The following is a 20,767-nucleotide window of genomic DNA, read 5'->3' as shown; positions in this document are numbered from 1 at the left end:
ACCCATTCCCACGGCGCAACGCCTTTTACTCGGCAGCGTCCGGCAGATGCACCGGAGCCTCGTCGACCTTGGTGTTCTCCAGCTCGACGTTGAGGCCGAGCGAGCGCATTTCCTTGACGAGAACGTTGAAGCTCTCGGGAATGCCCGCCTCGAACGTGTCGTCGCCGCGCACGATCGCCTCGTAGACCTTGGTGCGGCCGGCGACGTCGTCCGACTTCACCGTCAGCATCTCCTGCAGCGTGTAGGCGGCGCCGTAGGCTTCCAGCGCCCAGACCTCCATCTCGCCGAAGCGCTGGCCGCCGAACTGCGCCTTGCCGCCCAGCGGCTGCTGGGTGACGAGCGAGTACGGGCCGATCGAACGCGCGTGGATCTTGTCGTCCACGAGGTGGTGAAGCTTGAGCATGTAGATGTAGCCCATCGTCACCTTGCGGTCGAACGGCTCGCCGGTGCGGCCGTCATAAAGCTGCGACTGGCCGGACGAATGCAGGCCCGCCTGTTCCAGCATCTCGTTGATGTTGGCTTCATGCGCGCCGTCGAACACCGGGGTGGCGATGGAAACGCCGCGCCGCATCTGCTCGCCGAGGCGAACGATGGACTCGTCGTCGTAGTCGCGTACCGGCTCGTTGCGGTCGTTGGCCGGAATGACCTGCTCGATGGTCGCCCGAAGCGGCTTGATGTCGCCGCCCGCGTTATAGGCATCGAGAAGGTCGCCGATCTTCCTGCCCATGCCGGCGCAGGCCCAGCCCAGATGCGTCTCCAGGATCTGGCCGACGTTCATGCGCGAAGGCACGCCGAGCGGGTTGAGCACGATGTCGGCATGCGTGCCGTCCTCGAGGAACGGCATGTCCTCGACCGGAACGATGCGCGAAACCACGCCCTTGTTGCCGTGACGGCCGGCCATCTTGTCGCCGGGCTGCATCTTGCGCTTCACCGCGACGAAGACCTTGACCATCTTCATGACGCCCGGAGGCATTTCGTCGCCGCGCTGCACCTTCTCGACCTTGTCCATGAAGCGCTGCTCGAGCGCCTTCTTGGAGTCGTCGTACTGGCCGCGAAGGGCTTCCAACTCGCTCTGGAGCTTCTCGTTCTCCACGGCGAACTGCCACCACTGCGAACGCGGATAGTCGGTCAGCAGCTCCTTCGAGAGCGCGGTGCCCTTCTTGAAGCCCTTCGGCCCGGCGATCGCTTCCTTGCCGGCCAGCATGTCGGACAGGCGGGCATAGACGTTGCGGTCCAGGATCGCCTGCTCGTCGTCGCGGTCCTTGGCCAGGCGCTCGATCTCCTCGCGCTCGATGGCCATGGCGCGCTCGTCCTTCTCCACGCCGTGGCGATTGAAGACGCGCACTTCCACGATGGTGCCGAAGGTGCCCGGAGGCATGCGCATGGAGGTGTCGCGCACGTCGGACGCCTTCTCGCCGAAGATGGCGCGCAGAAGCTTTTCTTCCGGCGTCATCGGGCTTTCGCCCTTCGGCGTGATCTTGCCGACCAGGATGTCGCCCGGCTGCACTTCCGCGCCGATATAGACGATGCCGGCCTCGTCGAGGTTCTTCAGCGCTTCTTCCGAGACGTTCGGAATGTCGCGCGTGATCTCCTCCGGGCCGAGCTTGGTGTCGCGCGCCATGACCTCGAACTCCTCGATGTGGATCGAGGTGAAGACGTCGTCGGCGACGATGCGCTCGGACAGAAGGATGGAGTCCTCGTAGTTGTAGCCGTTCCACGGCATGAAGGCGACGAGCACGTTACGGCCGAGCGCCAGATCGCCGAGATCGGTCGAGGGACCGTCGGCGATGATGTCGCCCTTCTCGATGCGGTCGCCCACCTTCACCAGCGGGCGCTGGTTGATGCAGGTGTTCTGATTCGAACGCTGGAACTTCATCAGCCGGTAGATGTCGACGCCGGACTTGCCGGGATCGAGGTCTTCCGTGGCGCGGATGACGATACGGGTGGCGTCCACCTGGTCGACCACGCCGCCGCGACGGGCGCCGATGGCGGCGCCGGAGTCACGGGCGACGATCGGCTCCATGCCGGTGCCGACGAACGGCGCCTCGGCGCGCACCAGTGGCACGGCCTGACGCTGCATGTTGGAACCCATCAGCGCGCGGTTGGCGTCGTCGTTCTCGAGGAACGGGATGAGCGCGGCGGCCACAGACACCATCTGCTTGGGCGACACGTCCATCAGGTCGACGTTCTCGCGCGGCGCCATCATCACCTCGCCGGCACTACGGCAGATGACGAACTCGTCGACGAAGCGGCCGTCCTTGTCGAGATCGGCGTTGGCCTGCGCGACGTAGTGCTTGGCCTCTTCCATGGCGGAAAGGTAGATCACCTCGTCGGTCAGCTTGCCGTCGACGATCTTGCGGTACGGGCTCTCGATGAAGCCGTACTTGTTGACGCGCGCGAAGGTCGCCAAGTTGTTGATGAGGCCGATGTTCGGGCCTTCCGGCGTCTCGATCGGGCAGATGCGGCCGTAGTGCGTCGGGTGCACGTCGCGCACCTCGAAGCCGGCGCGCTCGCGGGTCAGACCGCCGGCGCCGAGCGCCGAGAGGCGGCGCTTGTGCGACACTTCCGACAGCGGGTTGGTCTGGTCCATGAACTGCGACAGCTGCGAGGAACCGAAGAACTCGCGCACGGCGGCAGCCGCCGGCTTGGCGTTGATCAGGTCCTGCGGCATGACGGTGTCGATCTCGATCGACGACATGCGCTCCTTGATGGCGCGCTCCATGCGCAGCAGGCCGACGCGGTACTGGTTCTCCATCAGCTCGCCGACCGAACGCACGCGGCGGTTGCCGAGATTGTCGATGTCGTCGATCTCGCCCTTGCCGTCGCGCAGCTCGACCAGCGTCTTGACCACGGCAAGGATGTCCTCCTTGCGCAGTACGCGCACGGTGTCCTCGGCGTCGAGCTCGAGGCGCATGTTCATCTTGACGCGGCCGACAGCCGACAGGTCATAGCGCTCGCTGTCGAAGAACAGCGAGTTGAACATGGCTTCGGCCGTCTCCAGCGTCGGCGGCTCGCCCGGACGCATGACGCGGTAGATGTCGAACAGCGCGTCCTGACGCGACTCGTTCTTGTCGACGGCCAGCGTGTTGCGGATGTAGGCGCCGACGTTGACGTGGTCGATGTCGAGGATCTGGATCTCGTCCTCGCCGGTCGACAGCAGGACCTTCAGCGTCTTGTCGTCGATCTCGTCGCCGGCCTCGAGGAAGATCTCGCCGGTGGCGTAGTTGACGATGTCCTCGGCCAGGTAGTTGCCGAGCAGGTCCTCGTCGGTCGCCTTGATGGCCTTCAGGCCCTTCTCGCCCAGCTGCTTGGCCTGGCGCGCGGTGATCTTCTTGCCGGCCTCGACGACAACCTCGCCGGTGTCGGCATCGACCAGATCGCCGACGGCCTTGAGGCCCTTGAAGCGCTCGACGTTGAAGGGAATGCGCCAGTGGTCGCCGGCACGCTTGTAGGTGATCTTGTCGTAGAAGGTCGACAGGATCTCCTCGCCGTCCATGCCGAGCGCCATCAGGAGCGACGTCACCGGAATCTTGCGGCGGCGGTCGATGCGGGCATGCACGACGTCCTTGGAGTCGAACTCAATGTCGAGCCACGAACCGCGATAGGGGATGACGCGCGCGGCAAACAGAAGCTTGCCCGACGAGTGCGACTTGCCCTTGTCGTGGTCGAAGAAGACGCCCGGCGAACGGTGCATCTGGGAAACGATGACGCGCTCGGTGCCGTTGACGATGAACGTGCCGTTCAGCGTCATCAGCGGCATGTCGCCCATGTAGACGTCCTGCTCCTTGATGTCCTTGATGGACTTGGCGCCCGTATCCTCGTCGATATCGAATACGATCAGGCGCAGCGTCACCTTCAGCGGAGCCGCATAGGTCAGGTCGCGCTGACGGCACTCGTCAACGTCGAACTTCGGCGCCTCGAACTCGTACTTGACGAATTCGAGCATCGAGGAACCGGAAAAATCGGAAATCGGGAAGACCGACTTGAAAACGGCCTGCAAGCCCTCGTCGGCACGGCCGCCCTTCGGCTCGTCCACCATGAGGAACTGGTCGTAGGATGCCTTCTGCACCTCGATGAGGTTCGGCATCTCCGCAACTTCCGGGATCTTCCCGAAGAACTTGCGTACGCGTCTGCGGCCATTGAAAGTCTGGGTCTGGGCCATCGTCGCTCCTTGTTCAGCCATGCCTGGCTTCATCTCTGGGGGACCGCCCTGCCCGGCGATCCCTGCCATCGGCCCGCATCTCGGCAAGCGGGCCTGTTCCTGCTTCAGCATCGGACTTTTCCGGAACCGGGTTTCCCATTCGGGTCCGATGCAGTCAAATTCTCGATTTCGGAAACGACCTTGTCCGAAAAGTCTGCAACTTTTCGGGGCCGTTCCCAGAACGGGAAAAAACCCGTTTCCCGAAGGCCGTTTTCCGGCCCTCGGGAAAGAGGTTCTCCCCACTTCCCCCGCGCTACGGGGACCGGCGGACGGGAAAAACCGTCCGCCGGAACCGCAACTTACTTCAGCTCGACCTTGGCGCCGGCTGCTTCCAGCTGGGCCTTGATCTTCTCGGCGTCAGCCTTGTTGGCGCCTTCCTTGACCGGCTTCGGAGCGCCCTCGACCAGATCCTTGGCTTCCTTGAGGCCCAGGCCGGTGATGGCACGGACTTCCTTGATGACCTCGATCTTCTTGTCGCCAGCGGCGGTGAGAACGACGTCGAATTCGGTCTTCTCCTCGGCCGGAGCGGCGGCGGCGGCACCACCGCCGGCAGCGGCAACCGCCACCGGAGCGGCGGCGGAGACGCCCCACTTCTCTTCGAGGAGCTTCGAGAGTTCGGCCGCCTCGAGGACGGTCAGGCTCGAAAGCGTGTCAACGATCTTTGCGAGATCAGTCATTTGCGTTTTCCTTCAATCAGTTCGAACGTGTTGTTGTTGCTGAGGAACGGCCTCACGCCGCCTCGTCCTTCCGGGCATAAGCGCCAATGACGCGAGCGACCGAGCCGGCCGGCGCATTGACGATCTGGGCGATCCGGGTCGCCGGAGCGACCAGCAGGCCGACCAGCTTGCCGCGCAACTCGTCGAGCGACGGAAGCGTGGCGAGAGCCTTCACTCCGTCGGCGTCGAGCGAGGTCTGACCCATCGCGCCGCCGAGAATGACAAGCTTGTCATTGCCCTTGGCGAAATCGGATGCGACCTTCGGCGCTGCAATCGGATCCTCCGAATAAGCGATCAGCGTCTGTCCCTTGAACAGATCGATGATCGATGCGGAGTCCGTGCCCTGAAGAGCGATCTTGGCGAGGCGGTTCTTCGCGACTTTGACGGTGCCGCCGGCCTGACGCATCTTCGTACGAAGATCGTTCATCTGCGCGACGGTGATACCGGCATAGTGGGCCACGACCACTGAACCGGCGCCCTTGAAGGCGTCGTTCAGGCCCGTGACGAGTTCGCGTTTTTCCGCTCTGTCCACTGCCTATCTCCAGTTGACCCCTGCCCCCATTCGCGGAAACAGGCGTCGGTTGCCTTTTGCCGGGCGAGCTTTCCATTCATGGATCGCTCGAACGGCGGTTCAGAGGATCCTGCCCCCTTTCCGTCGGTCCCGGTTCCCCGGAGCCGCGCCAAAAGGCAAACACGGTTCGAACCTTTCAAAAGAAGCCGGAGCTTCCTTGTCGGGTCTTCACCCGTCTCATGCAGGCCATTCGATTAAGGCCGTGAGCCGAAGCCCCTGGCCGCCCGCAATCTCGGACAGGACGTGCCGTCGGCCTTTCGGCCTCGGGCATCCGGCCCCCGATACGCAGGGGACCGGAATTCTTCAGCGGAACCGGCCGTCTGGCGGCCGATCCCGAAAACTCGCGATCAAGACGCGACGAGCGTCGCCGGATCGATCTTCAGGCCCGGGCCCATGGTCGAGGTGACGGACACCTTCTTCACATAGTTGCCCTTGGCGCCGGCCGGCTTGGCCTTGTTCACCGCATCGGCGAAAGCGCGCACGTTCTCTTCCAGCGCCTTGAGGTCGAAGGAGACCTTGCCGACGCCGGCATGCACGATGCCGGCCTTCTCGACGCGGAACTCCACCGCGCCGCCCTTCGACGCCTTGACGGCGGCGGCGACGTCGGCGGTGACGGTGCCGACGCGCGGGTTCGGCATCAGGCCGCGCGGGCCGAGAACCTTGCCGAGGCGGCCGACCAGGCCCATCATGTCGGGCGTGGCGATGCAGCGGTCGAACTCGATGGTGCCGCCCTGGACGGTCTGCACCAGTTCCTCGGCGCCGACGATATCGGCGCCGGCGGCCTTGGCTTCCTCAGCCTTGTCGCCGCGCGCGAAAACCGCGACGCGGACGGTACGGCCGGTGCCGTTCGGCAGGTTGACGACGCCGCGGACCATCTGGTCGGCGTGGCGCGGATCGACGCCGAGGTTCATAGCGACCTCGACCGTCTCGTCGAACTTGACCTTCGAGCGGTCCTTCAGAAGCTGCAGCGCCTCACCGAGGCCGTAGGCCTTGTTCGCGTCGATGCCCTCGCGGGACTTGACTACACGTTTTGCAATCTTCGCCATGATCGTCAGCCCACCACTTCCAGACCCATCGAACGGGCGGAGCCCTCGACCATGCGCATGGCCGCCTCGACGTCGTTGGCGTTGAGGTCCTTCATCTTCTTCTCGGCGATCTCGCGCACCTTGTCGCGGCCGATGGTGCCGGCCTTGGTCTTGCCCGGCTCCTTCGAGCCCGACTTCAGGTTGGCCGCCTTCTTCAGAAAGTAGGTCACCGGCGGCGTCTTCATGACGAAGGTGAAGGACTTGTCCTGATAATAGGTGATGACGACGGGGATGGGCGAACCCTTCTCCATCTCCTGCGAGGCAGCGTTGAACGCCTTGCAGAATTCCATGATGTTGATGCCGCGCTGACCAAGTGCGGGGCCGATCGGCGGCGACGGGGTCGCGGAGCCGGCGGCTACCTGCAGCTTGAGCTGGCCCGCTACTTTCTTAGCCATACTCTTTCCTGCCTTTGTTCTTGCCGGTCCGTCCTGGGGACGACGCCGGCGGTTGCAGTGCGGTGGTCTGGTCCGACAGGCCGGCTAAAGCCGGTCTCGCCTCCCACCTTCGATACGGCGGCTTGCGCCACCGCGTCCGCCCGGCCGAAGCCCGGCGATCCGGATCAGCCCTTCTCGACCTGTCCGAATTCCAGATCGACGGGCACGGCGCGCCCGAAGATCGAAACTTCCACCTTGAGGCGGGCGCGCTCCTCGTCGACTTCCTGAACGAAGCCGTTGAAGGAAGCGAACGGCCCGTCGGAGACGCGCACCTGCTCGCCGATCTCGAAGGTGACCGAGGGCTTGGGCCGCTCGACGCCTTCCTGCACCTGATGAAGGATGCGCTCGGCTTCCTTCTCGGTGATGTACATCGGCTTGGCCGTATGCTTGTCCTCGCCCAGGAAGCCGGTGACGCGCGGCGTGTTCTTCACCAGCGAGATCACCGCGTCGTTCAGGTTCGCCTTCATCAGCACATAGCCGGGGAAGAACTTGCGCTCGGCATCGACCTTCTTGCCGCGCCGCACCTCGACGACCTTCTCGGTCGGCACGACGATCTGCTCGATCCTGTCGCTCAGGCCCTTCTGCTTGGCCTTGTTCTCGATGTCCTCGGCGACCTTCTTCTCGAAGTTCGAGTAGGCATGGACGATGTACCACCGCGCAGTCATCAACAAATTCCCCGTAGTGGCAATCTTACTAAATGGCACCGAGGCCGAGGATCTTCTCCACCGCGAAGCCCATGATGAAATCCGCGCTGAAGAAGAAGGCCATGGCCAGGAACGAGAAGATGAGCACCATGACGGTCGAGATCAGCGTCTCGCGCCGCGACGGCCAGGTCACCTTCGCGGTTTCCGCCCTCACCTGCTGGAGGAAGACGAAAGGATTGTATGTCTTCGACGCCATGCCTGCTCTTTCAAGACCCGTTGGACCGGGTCTCCTGGATGATCCAGCCGACAAAGCCATCGGCCGGGATGTGCCGCCGGACTTCCGGTGCCGCCGAATCGGCGCGGTCCTTCCGTCCATGCAAATCAGACGCGTAAAGCCGGTTTCCCAGCTCCACGCGTCGCGTGTCTGTCATGCTTCCATAAAACCGATTCTCAGTCCACGCAAGTGGGAACAATCCGTTTTATGACCAAACGCCGCATCGGAACCATCCAGTCGTTCCGTCCCGGCTATGGTGCCGTTATGCCTGAGAAGGCCTCATATGGCAAGCATTTCGCCGCATTCAAGGCCTCGGCAAGGCTCCGACGGGCAATTCCGAAGCAAAAAGGGCTGCGTCGGAAGGAAATGGCAGGGGCAGCAGGGCTCGAACCCGCGACCTGCGGTTTTGGAGACCGCCGCTCTACCAACTGAGCTATACCCCTAGGCCGCTCGGTGCGCTGCGGCAGCAAGTCGCTCCGCAATGCGCCCGATGGCGCCGTTCCTAATCGCTTGGCGCGAAAGCTTCAAGTGACTTCCGCTGCCTGGCGGACGAAAATGGCGGCGCGGGGCCGCCATTTTCTGTTTCGAATGCCGAGCTTACTCGACGATAGCGGCGACGATGCCGGAGCCGACGGTGCGGCCGCCCTCGCGGATGGCGAAGCGCAGGCGGTCTTCCATGGCGATCGGCACGATCAGCTCGACGTCCACCGACACGTTGTCGCCGGGCATCACCATCTCGGTGCCCGCCGGCAGCGTCACGATGCCCGTCACGTCGGTCGTGCGGAAGTAGAACTGCGGACGGTAGTTGGTGAAGAACGGCGTGTGACGGCCACCCTCCTCCTTCGTCAGGATGTACACTTCCGCCTTGAACTTCTTGTGCGGCTTCACGGTGCCGGGCTTGGCCAGAACCTGGCCGCGCTCGACGCCGTCACGGTCGACGCCGCGCAGCAGCGCGCCGATGTTGTCGCCAGCCTGGCCCTGGTCGAGCAGCTTGCGGAACATCTCCACGCCCGTGCAGGTCGTCTTCGACGTCGGACGGATGCCGACGATCTCAAGCTCCTCGCCGACCTTGACGATGCCGCGCTCGACGCGGCCGGTCACCACCGTGCCGCGGCCCGAGATCGAGAACACGTCCTCGATCGGCATCAGGAACGGCTTGTCGACCGGACGCTCCGGCGTCGGGATGTAGGCGTCGACCTCTTCCATCAGCTTGCGGATGGCGTTCTCGCCGATCTCCTTGTTGCTGTCCTCAAGGGCGGCAACCGCCGAGCCCTTGACGATCGGAATGTCGTCGCCGGGGAACTCGTACTTCGACAGAAGCTCGCGAACCTCCAGCTCGACCAGCTCGAGCAGCTCCGGATCGTCGACAAGGTCGACCTTGTTCATGAACACGACGATCGCCGGAACGCCGACCTGGCGGGCGAGCAGGATGTGCTCGCGCGTCTGCGGCATCGGGCCGTCGGCGGCCGAAACCACCAGGATCGCGCCGTCCATCTGCGCCGCACCCGTGATCATGTTCTTCACGTAGTCGGCGTGGCCGGGGCAGTCGACGTGCGCATAGTGGCGAGCCGGCGTCTCGTATTCGACGTGCGCCGTCGAGATCGTGATGCCGCGTGCCTTCTCTTCAGGTGCCGCGTCAATCTGGTCGTACGGCTTGTAGTCGCCAAAATACTTCGTGATCGCCGCCGTCAACGACGTCTTGCCATGGTCAACGTGACCAATCGTGCCAATGTTCACATGAGGCTTATTACGCTCGAATTTACCTTTTGCCATAGTCTCTTTCCTTGAGGCTTTCCCTGTGACGGCGTGACCTTTTCGATCGGATGCGGGGCGATTAGCGACTACGGCCCCAAAACACAAGTGTCTTGTGGCCGAACCTTCATCGCAAGGCCCGGACCCGATCCCGAATGCGGCTCGACGTCAGTGGGGTGGATTGCCGCTCATGTAGGACTTTCCGGCGGTCCCGCAAGGGCGGCACGGGCCGTCAGGCACGCCGCCCGGCGAGGGCATGGTAAGCCCACAGGACGACGATGGCGCCGATCACCGCCACGATCAGGCTGTAGATGTTGAGGCCAGTGACGCCCGAGGCGCCGAAGGCGCTGAAGATCAGGCCGCCGACAATGGCGCCGACGATGCCGAGCACGATATCCATGATGATGCCCTGGCCGCTCTTGTTGACGATCTTGCTGCCAAGGAAGCCGGCGATGACGCCGAGAATGATCCAGCTGATGATAGACATGCACGTCTCCTCCATCGCCCCCCGACACGGCAATCATTTTCACAGGAACCGGCCAAGCTCAAGCCGGACTTGAAATCCGCGCGCGACAGGCCAATTGTTGCCGGCGGGCAAGGGCATTTCTGATCCAAGTGGAGGTCTGCCATGGGATTGTTCGACAACGCCGTGCCCGGCGGTAACGTCACCAAGCCGCTGCTCATCGCGCTCGGCGCGCTGCTGGTCGGCAAGATGCTGTCCGGCAAGAGCACGGAATCGGCGCCGGCCGAACCGCAAGCCGCACCCGCACCAACGGGCGGCGCGTCCGCCGACGGCGGCCTGCTCGGCGGGCTCGGCGGCCTGCTCGACCGGCTGAAGGAGGCCGGCCACGGCAACGCCGCCGATTCATGGGTGGGAACCGGCCAGAACCAGCCCATCGACGCCAACGACCTCGGCCGCGCGCTCGGCCCGGCCGTCATCCGCGAGATCGCCCAGCGCACCGGCATGGACGAACAGGAACTGCTGAAGCAGCTTTCCACCGCCCTTCCCGGTGTGGTCGACAAACTGACGCCGGGCGGCCAGGTGCCGTCGCATCGCCAGGTGGCGTCGGCGTTCAACGACTAATCCATCGGCACATCGCGAAGGCCCGCACGGCGCAAGCCGTGCGGGCATTTCGTCTTGTCCCCACGCGGAGGCGGCAGGATGCCCAGAACTTTCTTCCTGGCCGCAGTGCTGTCTGTGGCAATCGCGCTTCCCGCGCAGGCGCAGAACAGCCCCGAATTCGATACCTGCATGGCGCAGGCGCAAGGCGTTTCAAGCAAGATGCTCGACTGCGGCCACGCCGAAATCGGCAAGTGGGACCGCAGGCTGAACAGCGCCTACCAGACTTTGCTGAAACGGCAAAAGGGCGCAGCGCGTTCAAAGCTGCAACGGGAGCAGCGGGGCTGGCTCAAGCATCACCTCAGCGAAACCGAACGGCTGGCAGCCGACCCGAACAACGGATCGGTCGCCTTTCTCGATTCGCAGGCCTTCGAGCTCGACGACCTCAGCAGCCGGACGCTCGAACTGGAAAAGCGCGTGCGAGGAAACTGAAAGACCGGAAACTGGAGCGGGTGAAGGGAATCGAACCCTCGTATTCAGCTTGGAAGGCTGCTGCTCTACCATTGAGCTACACCCGCGCCGCACTGTTGTGGCACGGCCGGGCCAAAAGCGATAGCGCCTTTGCGGCCTTGCTGCATCATCGCTGCTGCCCATCGGGCTGGCTCATCGGGCAGTGGTGGAGGGGGCTGGATTCGAACCAGCGTACGCATAGCGAACGGATTTACAGTCCGTCTCCTTTAACCACTCGGACACCCCTCCGTACTGCCGACGGAGCCATGCAACGAGGCATCTGCGCTTCACCAAGCCGGAAAACGTCTCCCGTCTCGGTGCAAGCGCAGCGCCTTATGGCGACTGGGCAATTCGGTGTCAACCACGCTGTCCGGCTTTTTCCCGATCCGCGGCGTCTTCTAGAAGACGGCCAGGTATTTCAGCAGCGAAACGATGCCGATGATGATGACGATGATCTGCACGATCTGCCGCGTGCGGGCGTCGAGCGGCAGGCGCTGGACGAGATAAAGCACCAGAATGATGACCAGAAAAGTGATGAGAATGCCAACCAGAACCGAAGCGCCCATGCCGTCCTCCTTGCAATTTTAAGTCCAGGCCGATGCCGGCCCTATCCCGAGGCCGGCTCCCAAGGATGAATTCCCCCGGGCGAACAAAAACGGAGGACATAGGCAAACGTTCCGGCGGCAGCTATAGAGCCGGCATGGTCGATCGAAAAGACAAGCGCGGCGGAAACAGGCCGGACGAGAATCCGGCGGGAACGCCCAAGGACTCCCATTACGCCAAGCTGCGGCGGGCGCATCGCGACCAGAAGGCCGGCGGCAAGCCCGCGTTCAGGCCGAAAGCGAAGATCGCCGCCGGCGAAGGCCCTAGCGACGGGCTGGTGCGGCTCTACGGCCTGCACACGGTGCGTGCCGCGCTCGACAACCCGGCGCGGAAGATCCGCCATATGCTGGTGACACGCAACGCCGCCGAACGGCTGGGGATTTCCGATCTTTCCGCCCTGCCCTTCGCAGCCGAATTTACCGAACCGCGCGACATCGACAGGATCACCGGCTCGGACGCCGTCCATCAGGGCGTGCTGATCGAGGCAGAGCCGCTCAAGCCGAAGCGGCTCGACGCGCTCGGCGACACGAATCTCGTGCTGGTGCTCGACCAGGTGACCGACCCGCACAATGTCGGCGCCATCCTGCGCTCGGCGGTCGCCTTCGGTGCAGGGGCGCTCATCACCACCGCCCGCCACAGTCCGACCGAAAGCGGCGTGCTGGCGAAGTCGGCCTCCGGTGCGCTGGAGCACATCGACCATATCGAGGTGCGCAATCTGGCCGAAGCGCTGGACGCATTGCACGACGCCGGCTTCCAGACCATCGGCCTCGATTCGGACGGGCCAGCGGAACTGGAAAAGACGTTTGCGGGAAAAAAAATCGCGCTGGTGCTGGGAGCCGAGGGCAAGGGCCTGCGCCAAAAGACGCGCGAGACGGTGACGGCGCTCGCCCGGCTGGAGATGCCGGGCGCGATCCGCTCGCTGAACGTCAGCAATGCGGCGGCGGTGGCGCTTTATGCGGCGGGGAAGTGGCTCGGCCGCTGATCCTTTCTGTGCGTCCTTCGAGGCTCGCTGCCGCTCGCACCTCAGGATGAGGACCGTTTGGTGCTGACTTCAACAGGTGGTGTTGGCCCCCTACCTCCCTCATCCTGAGGTGCGAGCGGCAGCGAGCCTCGAAGGACGCACCCAAATATCACCCCACCTCATGCCCCGCCATGATCTCCAGCGCCTTGACCAGCCCTGAGTGGTCGTCCTTGCCGCCGCCGTTGGCGGCGCAGGCGTTGAAGAGCTGTTGCGTGGTCGAGGTGTTGGGAAGTGCGACGCCGAGCGACCTTGCGCCCTCCAGCGCCAGATTGAGATCCTTCTGGTGCAGCTCGATGCGGAAGCCGGGCGCGAAGGTGCGCTTGATCATGCGCTCGCCATGCACTTCGAGGATGCGCGACGAGGCCAGCCCGCCCATCAGCGCCTGACGCACCTTGGCCGGGTCGGCGCCCGCCTTGGAGGCAAACACCAGCGCCTCGGCGACAGCCTCGATGGTGAGCGCCACGACGATCTGGTTTGCCACTTTCGTGGTTTGCCCGACGCTGTTGGGGCCGACCAGCGTGATATTCTTGCCCATCTTTTCGAACACCGGCCTGGCGCGATCGAACGCCTTCTCTTCGCCGCCCACCATGATGGTCAGCGAGGCCGCCTTGGCGCCGACCTCGCCACCGGAAACCGGCGCATCGAGGTAGTCGCAGCCGAGATCGTTGACCTTCCTGGCGAATTCCTTGGTGGCGATCGGCGAGATCGACGACATGTCGATGACCAGCTTGCCCTTCGACAGGCCGGAAGCGACACCGTTCTCGCCGAACAGCACTTCCTCCACTTGCGGCGTGTCCGGCACCATGGTGATGATGATGTCGGCGGCCCTGGCGACGGCGTTCGAGCCTGTCACCGCCTTCAGGCCCTTGGCGACGAGGTCCGCCGGCGGCTTGCCGCGATGATCGCTGGTGACGACGCTATAGCCGGCATCGAGCAGATGCCCCGCCATCGGCGCCCCCATGATGCCCAGTCCGATGAAGCCGATGGTGTCCATTGCAATATCCCTGTTCTCGTATGTTGGTGCCGCCCCTCACCTGCCTGCCGGCATCCTCTCCCCGTGAGAACGGGGAGAGGAGAGAGGCTGTTGCGTCGGCGACCCCCCTCTCCCCGTTCTTCACGGGGAGAGGGTAAGGGTGAGGGGCAGAAACTTACGCCGCGGCCTTGCCCGCGAGTTCCCTGAACCAGCCCAACCCCGCCTCGGTGCCGGCCTTCGGCTTGTACTCCGCGCCGACCCAGCCCGAATAGCCAAGGCCGTCGATGAAGTCGTACAGGAAGGGATAGTTGATCTCACCCGTCCCCGGCTCGTGACGGCCGGGATTGTCCGCAAGCTGGATATGCGCAATGCGGCTGAGGTTGGCCTCGATGGTCCGGGCGAGATCCCCCTCCATGATCTGCATGTGGTAGATGTCGTATTGCAGGCAGAGGTTCGGCGAGCCGACCTTCTCCAGGATATCGAGCCCCTGCTTCGTGTTCGTCAGGAAGAAGCCCGGAATGTCACGCGTGTTGATCGGCTCGATCAGCAGCTTTATCCCTGCCTGCCCGAGCTTTTCGGCCGCGAACTTCAGGTTCGCGACGAAGGTTTCCTCCAGCCTTGCGCGATCGGCGCCAGCCGGCGCGATGCCGGCAAGGCAGTTGACCTGGCCGCAGCCCAGCGCCCTGGCGTAGGTGATCGCCTTGTCGACACCGGCTCGGAACTCGTCCACCCGGTTCGGCAGCACGGCGATGCCGCGCTCGCCGCCCGCCCAGTTGCCCGACGGCACATTGAACAGCACCTGCGTCAGCCCGTTCTTCTTCAGCCGCGCGGCCACCTCGTCGGGCGTGTGGTCGTAAGGACCGAGATATTCGACGCCCTTGAAGCCGGCGCGGGCAGCGGCGTCGAAGCGGTCGAGGAAATCGTGCTCCTGGAAGAGCATGGAAAGATTGGCTGAAAATTTCGGCATCGATAGTCTCCATGGCGCCGCATCTACGGTGCGGCTTGTCCGTTGTGCGTCCTTCGAGGCTCGCTCCGCTCGCACCTCAGGATGAGGGAGGTCGCGATACATCTCAACGTTTAGTCTTGCTGCCGTCTGCGCGACGTCGGGGCCAGTCCTCCTGCTGAGGTGCGGGGAAGAGGCAATCTGCCCCGTCGTCATCCGTGCGATTTCAAGTCTCGCTCCGACAGTCCTCATCCTGAGGTGCGAGCGGAGCGAGCCTCGAAGGACGCACGGCAAAATGTCAATCGAGCAGCACGATCGCCGTCGGCGCGTCCTCGTTCTTTTCGGCAAGGTCCTCGAACTCGGTGATATTGTCGATCTCGGTGCCCATGGAGATGTTGGTGACGCGCTCCAGGATGAACTCGACGACGACCGGGACCTGATGCTCCTCCATCAGGCGCTTCGCCTCGGCAAGACCTGCCGCGCAATCTTCCGGACGGCGCACGCGCACCGCCTTGCAGCCCATCGCCTCGGCCACCGCGACGTGATCGACGCCGTAGCCGACCTCGGCATGGCCGACCGTGTTGACGTTCTCGAAGGCCAGTGAAACCTCGTAATCCATCGAGAAGCCGCGCTGCGACTGGCGGATCAGGCCGAGATAGGCATTGTTCACGACGACGTGGATGTAGGGCAGCTTGTGCTGCGCGCCGGCGGCCAGTTCCTCGATCATGAACTGGAAGTCGTAGTCGCCCGAAAGCGCCACGATGTTGGCGTCCGGCCGTGCGGCGCGCACGCCGAGCGCCGCCGGCAGCGTCCAGCCGAGCGGGCCGGCCTGGCCGCAGTTGATCCAGTTGCGTGGCTTGTAGACGTGCAGGAACTGCGCGCCGGCGATTTGGCTCAGCCCGATGGTCGAGACATAGGTGGTGTCGCGCGGGAAGGCCTTGTTCATCTCCTCGTAGACGCGCTGCGGCTTCATCGGAACCTGATCGAAGTGCGTCTTGCGCTTCATCGTCTTCTTGCGCGCGGCGCATTCCTTCGCCCAGCCGGACCAGTCGCGCAGCTTGCCGGCCGTCTTCCATTCGGTGGCGACGTCGAGCAGCATCTTCAGCGCCGCGCCCGCGTCGGAAACGACGCCGAGGTCGGGGGCGAAGACGCGGCCGATCTGCGTCGGCTCGATGTCGACGTGAACGAACTTTTTCCCCCTCGTGTAGGTATCGACGGAACCGGTGTGGCGGTTGGCCCAGCGATTGCCGATGCCGAGCACGAAATCCGACGCCAGCATGGTGGCATTGCCGTAGCGGTGCGAGGTCTGCAGCCCGCACATGCCGGCCATCAGCCGGTGGTCGTCGGGGATCGAGCCCCAGCCCATCAGCGTCGGGATGACCGGAACGCCGGTGATTTCGGCGAATTCGATCAGCAGATCGGACGCATCGGCATTGATGATGCCGCCGCCTGCGACGATCAGCGGCTTTTCGGCCGCGTTCAGCATGGCCAGCGCCTTTTCGGCCTGCGCCTTCGTCATCGCCGGCTTGAAGGCGGCGAGCGGTTCGTAGGCATCGATGTCGAACTCGATCTCGGCAAGCTGGACGTCGACCGGCAGGTCAATCAGCACCGGGCCGGGACGCGAGGAGCGCATCAGGTGGAAGGCCTTTTGCAACGCCATCGGCACCAGATAGGGCTCCATGACGGTGACGGCCCACTTGGCGACCGGCGAGGCGATGGCCGCGATGTCGACCGCCTGGAAGTCTTCCTTGTTCAGCCGCGCACGCGGCGCCTGGCCGGTGATGCACAGGATCGGGATAGAGTCGGCGGCCGCCGAATAAAGCCCGGTGATCATGTCGGTGCCGGCTGGACCGGAGGTGCCGATGCACAGGCCGATATTGCCGGGTGCGGCGCGGGTGTAACCCTCGGCCATGTGCGAGGCGGCCTCGACGTGGCGGGCGAGGACGTGGCGGATGGTGCCCCTCGCCTTCAGCGCCGAGTAAAGCCCGTTGATGGCAGCTCCCGGCACGCCGAAGCCGCAGGTGATGCCTTCCTTTTCGAGAACGAGAACTGCCGCGTCGACGGCGCGCATCCTGGCCATGATCCAGCCTCCTGCCGGTTGTCTGTTGATGGCTGCAATGTGCCAGCAGGCAGGCTATTTTTCAATTTTTTCAAAATATTTTTTCATTATTGTATTTTTCTCATTATGCTTTGATTTTCATCGATTTTCTGTTTTTCAATTTACACTGCGGAAAAATTACGGAAAATTTTTTCATTGCCTTTTGCGGCCGTTCGGCGAGACTGCCGCCATGGACCAGACCGAAAAGCGCCAGCGCGGCCGCCCGCGCGCCTTCAACGCCCCGCAGGAAACGGCTTCCGTGCAGTCTCTCGACCGGGCTTTGCGCATCCTCGCCATCGTGGCGGAGGGTGCCGGCCTGTCGCTCAGCGAGATCGCCAATGCGTCCGGGGTCCCTGCCCCGACCGCCTACCGGATGCTGACCACGCTGGAAAACCACGGCATGGTCGAGTTCGACAAGACCGGCCAACTCTGGTCCATAGGCGTCGAAACCTACCGCATGGGCTCGGCCTTCCTGCGCAGCCGCAAGCTGGTGGACCGAGCCCGCATCGTCATGCAGGACCTGATGGAGAAGACCGGCGAGACGGCCAATCTCGGCGTCGCCGAGGACGATTGCGTCGTCTTCGTCAGCCAGGTGGAAACGCACCAGGCGATCCGCGCCTTCTTCCGGCCGGGCACGCGCAGCCCCTTCCATGCGTCGGGCATCGGCAAGGCGGTGCTGGCGCATCTGGAGCCGGACCGGGTGGCGGCCATCGCCCGCAAGGCCGGGCTGGAGGCTTTTACGACGAAGACGCTGTCTACCCTGCCCGCTCTGGCCGGCAATCTCGCCGAGATTCGCGGCCGCGGCTGGTCGGTCGACGACGAGGAACGCAACGAAGGCATGCGCTGCGTGGCGGCCGCCATCTTCAACGAGTTTGGCGAACCGGTGGGCGGTGTGTCCGTTTCCGGGCCGACGGTGCGCGTTACGCCCGAGCGGCTCGGCGAGATCGGGCCGCGCGTCGCTGCGGCTGCCGACGAGATCACCGCCATGATCGGCGGCAAGCGCCCCTGACGATGCCTTCGGCCGCGTCCGTCAACCGATGCCGGTCACATGCCGCAGCCAGACCGCCAGAACGACAAAGCCGACGAAGGCGGTGACACCCGTCCAGTCGATGGTACCGCGCCGAATGACGGCAACAAGCCTGACCAGCAGCGCCCAGACGAAAACGGCAATCAATGCCACGGCCACGAGCCGGATCATGGATCGACCTCCAAGCACGACGTCCCTTTCTTGTATTTAGGAAGGATGCAGCCTTTTTTGAGAGGTACACGGCAATCTCCGGCCGGATCGACGCCCGCCCGTTCGGACAATTGTCTTTACTGCCGTGGCAGATGTGCTAACCGGAGGCTGTGCCCTTGTAGCTCAGCTGGTAGAGCAGCGGTTTTGTAAACCGAAGGTCGCGGGTTCGATCCCTGCCGAGGGCACCATCTCAAGAACAGATACAGGCATCGCATGGGGCGACCTTTCGTCGCCTCGGCTTTAATTCGCAAGAAAAATCACCATGTTGGTAATGCAACATGGAGAACAGAAATGACCACGCCAATACATCGGGAGAAACCGGAAGACAGGCACGTCAGAGCCGACAGGATTGCCAGGGAATTTATCCTTTCCGAGAAGCGCGAACGCGAGCGCAAGACTGCGCGGCTTCGCGCATTGAGGCTTGAACTGGAAGATTCGGCGAAATAACAGCAGCCTGTTCGTCGCGCATCATGCCCTGCTCCGCCGCTGGACGCGGAGCGGGGCATTGAGCCCTTGTGTTCAGTAAAGCGGTTCCTCGAACAGCATCGTGTCGCCGTCCATCAGCGCCTTGATCTGTGCCTTGCCGTTCTTCGTCACCGCCACCTTCACGCCGAAAGGCCGTACGCGCATGTCGTTCTGGATTGCCTGCCCCTCGCCTTCAGGCAGGTAGAAGCGCTCGATGCCGTAGTATGGCGAGACCGTCGTCGTGGCGCTTTCGCGCAAATCCCAGCCCGGGCCGATACGGCCGACGATATCGACCTCGTCGGTTCCGGTCGGCACCGGGGCGGCATCGAGCCAGGCGGTTTCCGGGTGCCAGTAGCCATCTATGCCCTTCTTGACACGTACGACCAGGGACTGTTCGTCGCTGGATTGCTTGCCCTCCGGGATATTGGCGATCAGCTTTACGGGAATATTCGAGATTTCGTAGCCAAGGACGACATAGTCGCCGCGCAGCAGGTCGCGAGGGTCGACCGGTTCGACCTTGAGCAAGACTTCCTGACCGTTGCGCAGGATCGCCGCTCGGCCGGCGATGATCCAGCTGAGGAAACCGATCTGGAGAATTGCGACTGCAAGTGCCGCCGCGATCAGGCGTTTGCCGCTCATGGCGTCACTGCTCCTTCGATCATGGCCGGTTTCATCCGCTTCTCGATACGGATGATGATGAAGGCCAGCAGGCCCAGGATGACGGCGGCGGCGAGGAAGAAGCCGGCGGTGCCCAGCATGCTTTGCATGGTCACGACATAGATCATGAGAAGTTCGAAGGCGAAGCCGAGATAAGCGATCCAGCGCAGCCCCCTGCTCTCGCGCCCCGCCAGCACGACCGCAGCGGCAATGCCGGCAAGCGCTACGGCCGAAACGATGGCGAAATTGCCCCCCGCGTCATCGGCTGCATCGAACTGCAGCATGAGCATTCCGGTCAGGAAGCCGATCAGTCCGTGCAATGGCAGGCGGCCGCCAATTTGCACGACGCGATCGACAGGCCCGGGCGCCAGTGCCCCGGCCGCGAAGCAGACCGCAGATACCGCCGCCAATGCCAGTGCTATTCCGATCAGATTGTGATCGGCCACGACCAGTGCCGTATAGAGAATGAGCGACAACAGCACGAGGTGACGCGTCGGTTGGCTGCGGGTCCAATAAGACAGGAGGAACAGCGCCGCGACGATAGCGACGAAGAAATGCGGGAATTCGGTCGACTCAAACAGATTGAAGCCATGGAACAAGATCAGGAAAAGCCAGCCGACGGCGATGCCTACCGCCGCCACCGTCAGCGGGCTGGAACGCAGAATCGCCGCAGCCAGGGCCGTACCGGCGCACCATGTCAACATCGCCGAGGATTCGTCGCCGGCGAGGTGGTACATCTGGCCGACAAGCGCGATGGCGCCGCCGAACGCCGCAGCCGCCACGATCCACAGCGCCTCGCCGATGGCCGGATGGCCGCGCGTCTTGATGACGGCGCCGCCGACATAGCCGGCAAGGATGACGGCGAACAGCGCAACCACCCGCGCCAGCCGCGGAATGGCTTCCCAATTGGCGGCGACGAAGATGAGGATCGCGGCGCCGAACAGAAGTGCTGCCATCATCGCCAGGATGAAGCCGAAGCTGAGGGAGCGGCGATCGTTGGCCTCGACGTCCCTTGCCAGCACATCGGCCGTCGCGGCGTCGATCAGCCCGTTTTCTGCCCAGCGTGCAATGTCCTGCCTGACCCTGGTCGAATAACTGGCCATGAGGTCTTTCCTATAAATTTAGTCGAATTACCAGAGGACGGGTGTAAATCGTTGACGCGACGGCACTTTCCGATTCGGGTTTCTTTGTGACGAAAGCGCCAAAGGGTAGCCATATTGCATTGCACAAAACGCATTGCTGCCATGCACCAATGGCGCTTTTAAATCGATATGGGCGCACCTATCTTCGGGTCATACAAACAGACGAACCGATCCGAACCAAAGACGAAACGAGTTAGTACCATGAACCTGATCCGCAACTACCGCAACTGGCGCCGCTACCGGGACACCGTTTCCGAGCTGAGCCGCCTGAGCAACCGTGAACTGAGCGACCTGGGCATCAGCCGCGGCGACATCCCTTTCGTGGCCCGCAAGGCCGCCTGATCTACCGGATCCTCGACGATCCCGGCAGTTACCTGAGAG

General features: G+C 63.6%; 21 protein-coding genes and 4 tRNA genes. 6 read left to right on the top strand and 19 right to left on the bottom strand.

Going from position 1 to position 20,767, the window contains the following annotated elements; all coding sequences use genetic code 11:
* Window positions 1-25 precede the first annotated feature (25 nt).
* From rpoB to FGU64_RS01175, 10 genes are all read right to left on the bottom strand, one after another.
* Window positions 26-4,162, bottom strand: a complete 4,137-nt coding sequence (gene rpoB, locus FGU64_RS01220; protein ID WP_139950570.1) for a DNA-directed RNA polymerase subunit beta — start codon at window positions 4,160-4,162, stop codon at window positions 26-28.
* 338 nt (window positions 4,163-4,500) lie between these two features.
* Complete coding sequence (gene rplL / locus FGU64_RS01215) at window positions 4,501-4,878, bottom strand: 50S ribosomal protein L7/L12 (protein ID WP_136355280.1); 378 nt, start codon at window positions 4,876-4,878, stop codon at window positions 4,501-4,503.
* Window positions 4,879-4,930: 52 nt separating this feature from the next.
* Complete coding sequence (rplJ, locus tag FGU64_RS01210; RefSeq protein WP_136355278.1) at window positions 4,931-5,449, bottom strand: 50S ribosomal protein L10; 519 nt, start codon at window positions 5,447-5,449, stop codon at window positions 4,931-4,933.
* A gap of 386 nt (window positions 5,450-5,835) precedes the next feature.
* Complete coding sequence (gene rplA / locus FGU64_RS01205; RefSeq protein ID WP_136355276.1) at window positions 5,836-6,534, bottom strand: 50S ribosomal protein L1; 699 nt, start codon at window positions 6,532-6,534, stop codon at window positions 5,836-5,838.
* Between the two features lie 5 nt (window positions 6,535-6,539).
* The gene (gene rplK, locus FGU64_RS01200; RefSeq protein ID WP_139950569.1) at window positions 6,540-6,968 is read right to left on the bottom strand and encodes a 50S ribosomal protein L11; all 429 of its coding nucleotides are present in this window, start codon (window positions 6,966-6,968) and stop codon (window positions 6,540-6,542) included.
* 164 nt (window positions 6,969-7,132) lie between these two features.
* A complete protein-coding gene (gene nusG / locus FGU64_RS01195) occupies window positions 7,133-7,672 on the bottom strand; it encodes a transcription termination/antitermination protein NusG (protein ID WP_136355272.1) in 540 nt (179 codons plus the stop codon).
* Window positions 7,673-7,700: 28 nt separating this feature from the next.
* A complete protein-coding gene (gene secE / locus FGU64_RS01190) occupies window positions 7,701-7,907 on the bottom strand; it encodes a preprotein translocase subunit SecE (protein WP_136355270.1) in 207 nt (68 codons plus the stop codon).
* Between the two features lie 385 nt (window positions 7,908-8,292).
* Window positions 8,293-8,368 (bottom strand) — tRNA-Trp (locus FGU64_RS01185).
* A gap of 154 nt (window positions 8,369-8,522) precedes the next feature.
* On the bottom strand, window positions 8,523-9,698 hold the full coding sequence (gene tuf, locus FGU64_RS01180; protein WP_139950568.1) for an elongation factor Tu: 1,176 nt from the start codon (window positions 9,696-9,698) through the stop codon (window positions 8,523-8,525).
* Between the two features lie 211 nt (window positions 9,699-9,909).
* Entirely contained in the window at window positions 9,910-10,164 is a 255-nt protein-coding gene (locus FGU64_RS01175) for a GlsB/YeaQ/YmgE family stress response membrane protein (RefSeq protein WP_136355266.1), read from the bottom strand.
* A 141-nt stretch (window positions 10,165-10,305) separates the two neighbouring features.
* Between FGU64_RS01175 and FGU64_RS01170 the strand changes: the two genes are divergently transcribed.
* Complete coding sequence (locus tag FGU64_RS01170; RefSeq protein ID WP_139950567.1) at window positions 10,306-10,761, top strand: YidB family protein; 456 nt, start codon at window positions 10,306-10,308, stop codon at window positions 10,759-10,761.
* A gap of 78 nt (window positions 10,762-10,839) precedes the next feature.
* The gene (locus tag FGU64_RS01165; protein WP_139950566.1) at window positions 10,840-11,229 is read left to right on the top strand and encodes a lysozyme inhibitor LprI family protein; all 390 of its coding nucleotides are present in this window, start codon (window positions 10,840-10,842) and stop codon (window positions 11,227-11,229) included.
* A 12-nt stretch (window positions 11,230-11,241) separates the two neighbouring features.
* On the opposite strand, the gene FGU64_RS01160 is transcribed toward FGU64_RS01165, so the two are convergent.
* From FGU64_RS01160 to FGU64_RS01150, 3 genes are all read right to left on the bottom strand, one after another.
* Window positions 11,242-11,315: transfer RNA gene (locus tag FGU64_RS01160), tRNA-Gly, on the bottom strand.
* Between the two features lie 96 nt (window positions 11,316-11,411).
* A tRNA-Tyr gene (locus FGU64_RS01155) sits at window positions 11,412-11,496 on the bottom strand.
* A 149-nt stretch (window positions 11,497-11,645) separates the two neighbouring features.
* Window positions 11,646-11,813: a Thivi_2564 family membrane protein gene (locus tag FGU64_RS01150; protein WP_139950565.1), complete on the bottom strand. Its 168-nt coding sequence runs from the start codon at window positions 11,811-11,813 to the stop codon at window positions 11,646-11,648.
* Between the two features lie 134 nt (window positions 11,814-11,947).
* Here FGU64_RS01150 and FGU64_RS01145 point away from each other — a divergent pair, with 134 nt between their 5' ends.
* Window positions 11,948-12,832, top strand: a complete 885-nt coding sequence (locus FGU64_RS01145) for an RNA methyltransferase (protein WP_139950564.1) — start codon at window positions 11,948-11,950, stop codon at window positions 12,830-12,832.
* A 148-nt stretch (window positions 12,833-12,980) separates the two neighbouring features.
* On the opposite strand, the gene FGU64_RS01140 is transcribed toward FGU64_RS01145, so the two are convergent.
* The 3 genes from FGU64_RS01140 to gcl form a co-directional block, all read right to left on the bottom strand.
* On the bottom strand, window positions 12,981-13,865 hold the full coding sequence (locus FGU64_RS01140; protein WP_139950563.1) for a 2-hydroxy-3-oxopropionate reductase: 885 nt from the start codon (window positions 13,863-13,865) through the stop codon (window positions 12,981-12,983).
* A 154-nt stretch (window positions 13,866-14,019) separates the two neighbouring features.
* Window positions 14,020-14,811: a 2-oxo-tetronate isomerase gene (gene otnI / locus FGU64_RS01135; protein ID WP_139950562.1), complete on the bottom strand. Its 792-nt coding sequence runs from the start codon at window positions 14,809-14,811 to the stop codon at window positions 14,020-14,022.
* 274 nt (window positions 14,812-15,085) lie between these two features.
* Complete coding sequence (gene gcl, locus FGU64_RS01130) at window positions 15,086-16,867, bottom strand: glyoxylate carboligase (RefSeq protein WP_139950561.1); 1,782 nt, start codon at window positions 16,865-16,867, stop codon at window positions 15,086-15,088.
* Between the two features lie 208 nt (window positions 16,868-17,075).
* Here gcl and bhcR point away from each other — a divergent pair, with 208 nt between their 5' ends.
* Entirely contained in the window at window positions 17,076-17,894 is an 819-nt protein-coding gene (bhcR, locus tag FGU64_RS01125) for an HTH-type transcriptional regulator BhcR (protein ID WP_139950560.1), read from the top strand.
* A gap of 21 nt (window positions 17,895-17,915) precedes the next feature.
* On the opposite strand, the gene FGU64_RS23165 is transcribed toward bhcR, so the two are convergent.
* The gene (locus FGU64_RS23165) at window positions 17,916-18,083 is read right to left on the bottom strand and encodes a hypothetical protein (RefSeq protein ID WP_180375604.1); all 168 of its coding nucleotides are present in this window, start codon (window positions 18,081-18,083) and stop codon (window positions 17,916-17,918) included.
* A gap of 151 nt (window positions 18,084-18,234) precedes the next feature.
* Between FGU64_RS23165 and FGU64_RS01120 the strand changes: the two genes are divergently transcribed.
* A tRNA-Thr gene (locus FGU64_RS01120) sits at window positions 18,235-18,310 on the top strand.
* A 331-nt stretch (window positions 18,311-18,641) separates the two neighbouring features.
* On the opposite strand, the gene FGU64_RS01115 is transcribed toward FGU64_RS01120, so the two are convergent.
* Window positions 18,642-19,226, bottom strand: coding sequence for a GDYXXLXY domain-containing protein (locus tag FGU64_RS01115; protein WP_139950559.1), 585 nt, complete (start codon window positions 19,224-19,226; stop codon window positions 18,642-18,644).
* Window positions 19,223-20,347: a DUF2157 domain-containing protein gene (locus FGU64_RS01110; RefSeq protein WP_139950558.1), complete on the bottom strand. Its 1,125-nt coding sequence runs from the start codon at window positions 20,345-20,347 to the stop codon at window positions 19,223-19,225. The genes FGU64_RS01115 and FGU64_RS01110 overlap by 4 nt, the downstream gene beginning before the upstream one ends.
* 240 nt (window positions 20,348-20,587) lie before the next feature.
* On the opposite strand from FGU64_RS01110, the gene FGU64_RS01105 reads away from it, so the two are divergent.
* A complete protein-coding gene (locus tag FGU64_RS01105; RefSeq protein WP_136355243.1) occupies window positions 20,588-20,728 on the top strand; it encodes a DUF1127 domain-containing protein in 141 nt (46 codons plus the stop codon).
* The last annotated feature ends 39 nt before the right edge of the window (window positions 20,729-20,767 follow it).

Origin of the sequence: Mesorhizobium sp. 8, assembly GCF_006351905.1 — a bacterium.
Classification (GTDB): domain Bacteria; phylum Pseudomonadota; class Alphaproteobacteria; order Rhizobiales; family Rhizobiaceae; genus Mesorhizobium; species Mesorhizobium composti.
The sequence above is the reverse complement of the archived record's forward strand: the minus strand, read 5'-3'. Positions and strand labels throughout refer to the sequence as shown.

Bases quoted from the DNA above. Each gene is read 5' to 3' on its own strand.
- secE (WP_136355270.1), bottom strand. From the start codon at position 7,907: ATGGCGTCGAAGACATACAATCCTTTCGTCTTCCTCCAGCAGGTGAGG.
- otnI (WP_139950562.1), bottom strand. From the start codon at position 14,811: ATGCCGAAATTTTCAGCCAATCTTTCCATGCTCTTCCAGGAGCACGAT.
- FGU64_RS01165 (WP_139950566.1), top strand. From the start codon at position 10,840: ATGCCCAGAACTTTCTTCCTGGCCGCAGTGCTGTCTGTGGCAATCGCG.
- rpoB (WP_139950570.1), bottom strand. From the start codon at position 4,162: ATGGCCCAGACCCAGACTTTCAATGGCCGCAGACGCGTACGCAAGTTC.
- FGU64_RS01110 (WP_139950558.1), bottom strand. From the start codon at position 20,347: ATGGCCAGTTATTCGACCAGGGTCAGGCAGGACATTGCACGCTGGGCA.
- FGU64_RS01175 (WP_136355266.1), bottom strand. From the start codon at position 10,164: ATGTCTATCATCAGCTGGATCATTCTCGGCGTCATCGCCGGCTTCCTT.
- nusG (WP_136355272.1), bottom strand. From the start codon at position 7,672: ATGACTGCGCGGTGGTACATCGTCCATGCCTACTCGAACTTCGAGAAG.
- rplA (WP_136355276.1), bottom strand. From the start codon at position 6,534: ATGGCGAAGATTGCAAAACGTGTAGTCAAGTCCCGCGAGGGCATCGAC.
- rplK (WP_139950569.1), bottom strand. From the start codon at position 6,968: ATGGCTAAGAAAGTAGCGGGCCAGCTCAAGCTGCAGGTAGCCGCCGGC.
- rplL (WP_136355280.1), bottom strand. From the start codon at position 4,878: ATGACTGATCTCGCAAAGATCGTTGACACGCTTTCGAGCCTGACCGTC.
- FGU64_RS01145 (WP_139950564.1), top strand. From the start codon at position 11,948: ATGGTCGATCGAAAAGACAAGCGCGGCGGAAACAGGCCGGACGAGAAT.
- FGU64_RS01115 (WP_139950559.1), bottom strand. From the start codon at position 19,226: ATGAGCGGCAAACGCCTGATCGCGGCGGCACTTGCAGTCGCAATTCTC.
- FGU64_RS01105 (WP_136355243.1), top strand. From the start codon at position 20,588: ATGAACCTGATCCGCAACTACCGCAACTGGCGCCGCTACCGGGACACC.
- tuf (WP_139950568.1), bottom strand. From the start codon at position 9,698: ATGGCAAAAGGTAAATTCGAGCGTAATAAGCCTCATGTGAACATTGGC.
- gcl (WP_139950561.1), bottom strand. From the start codon at position 16,867: ATGGCCAGGATGCGCGCCGTCGACGCGGCAGTTCTCGTTCTCGAAAAG.
- FGU64_RS01150 (WP_139950565.1), bottom strand. From the start codon at position 11,813: ATGGGCGCTTCGGTTCTGGTTGGCATTCTCATCACTTTTCTGGTCATC.
- FGU64_RS23165 (WP_180375604.1), bottom strand. From the start codon at position 18,083: ATGATCCGGCTCGTGGCCGTGGCATTGATTGCCGTTTTCGTCTGGGCG.
- FGU64_RS01140 (WP_139950563.1), bottom strand. From the start codon at position 13,865: ATGGACACCATCGGCTTCATCGGACTGGGCATCATGGGGGCGCCGATG.
- FGU64_RS01170 (WP_139950567.1), top strand. From the start codon at position 10,306: ATGGGATTGTTCGACAACGCCGTGCCCGGCGGTAACGTCACCAAGCCG.
- bhcR (WP_139950560.1), top strand. From the start codon at position 17,076: ATGGACCAGACCGAAAAGCGCCAGCGCGGCCGCCCGCGCGCCTTCAAC.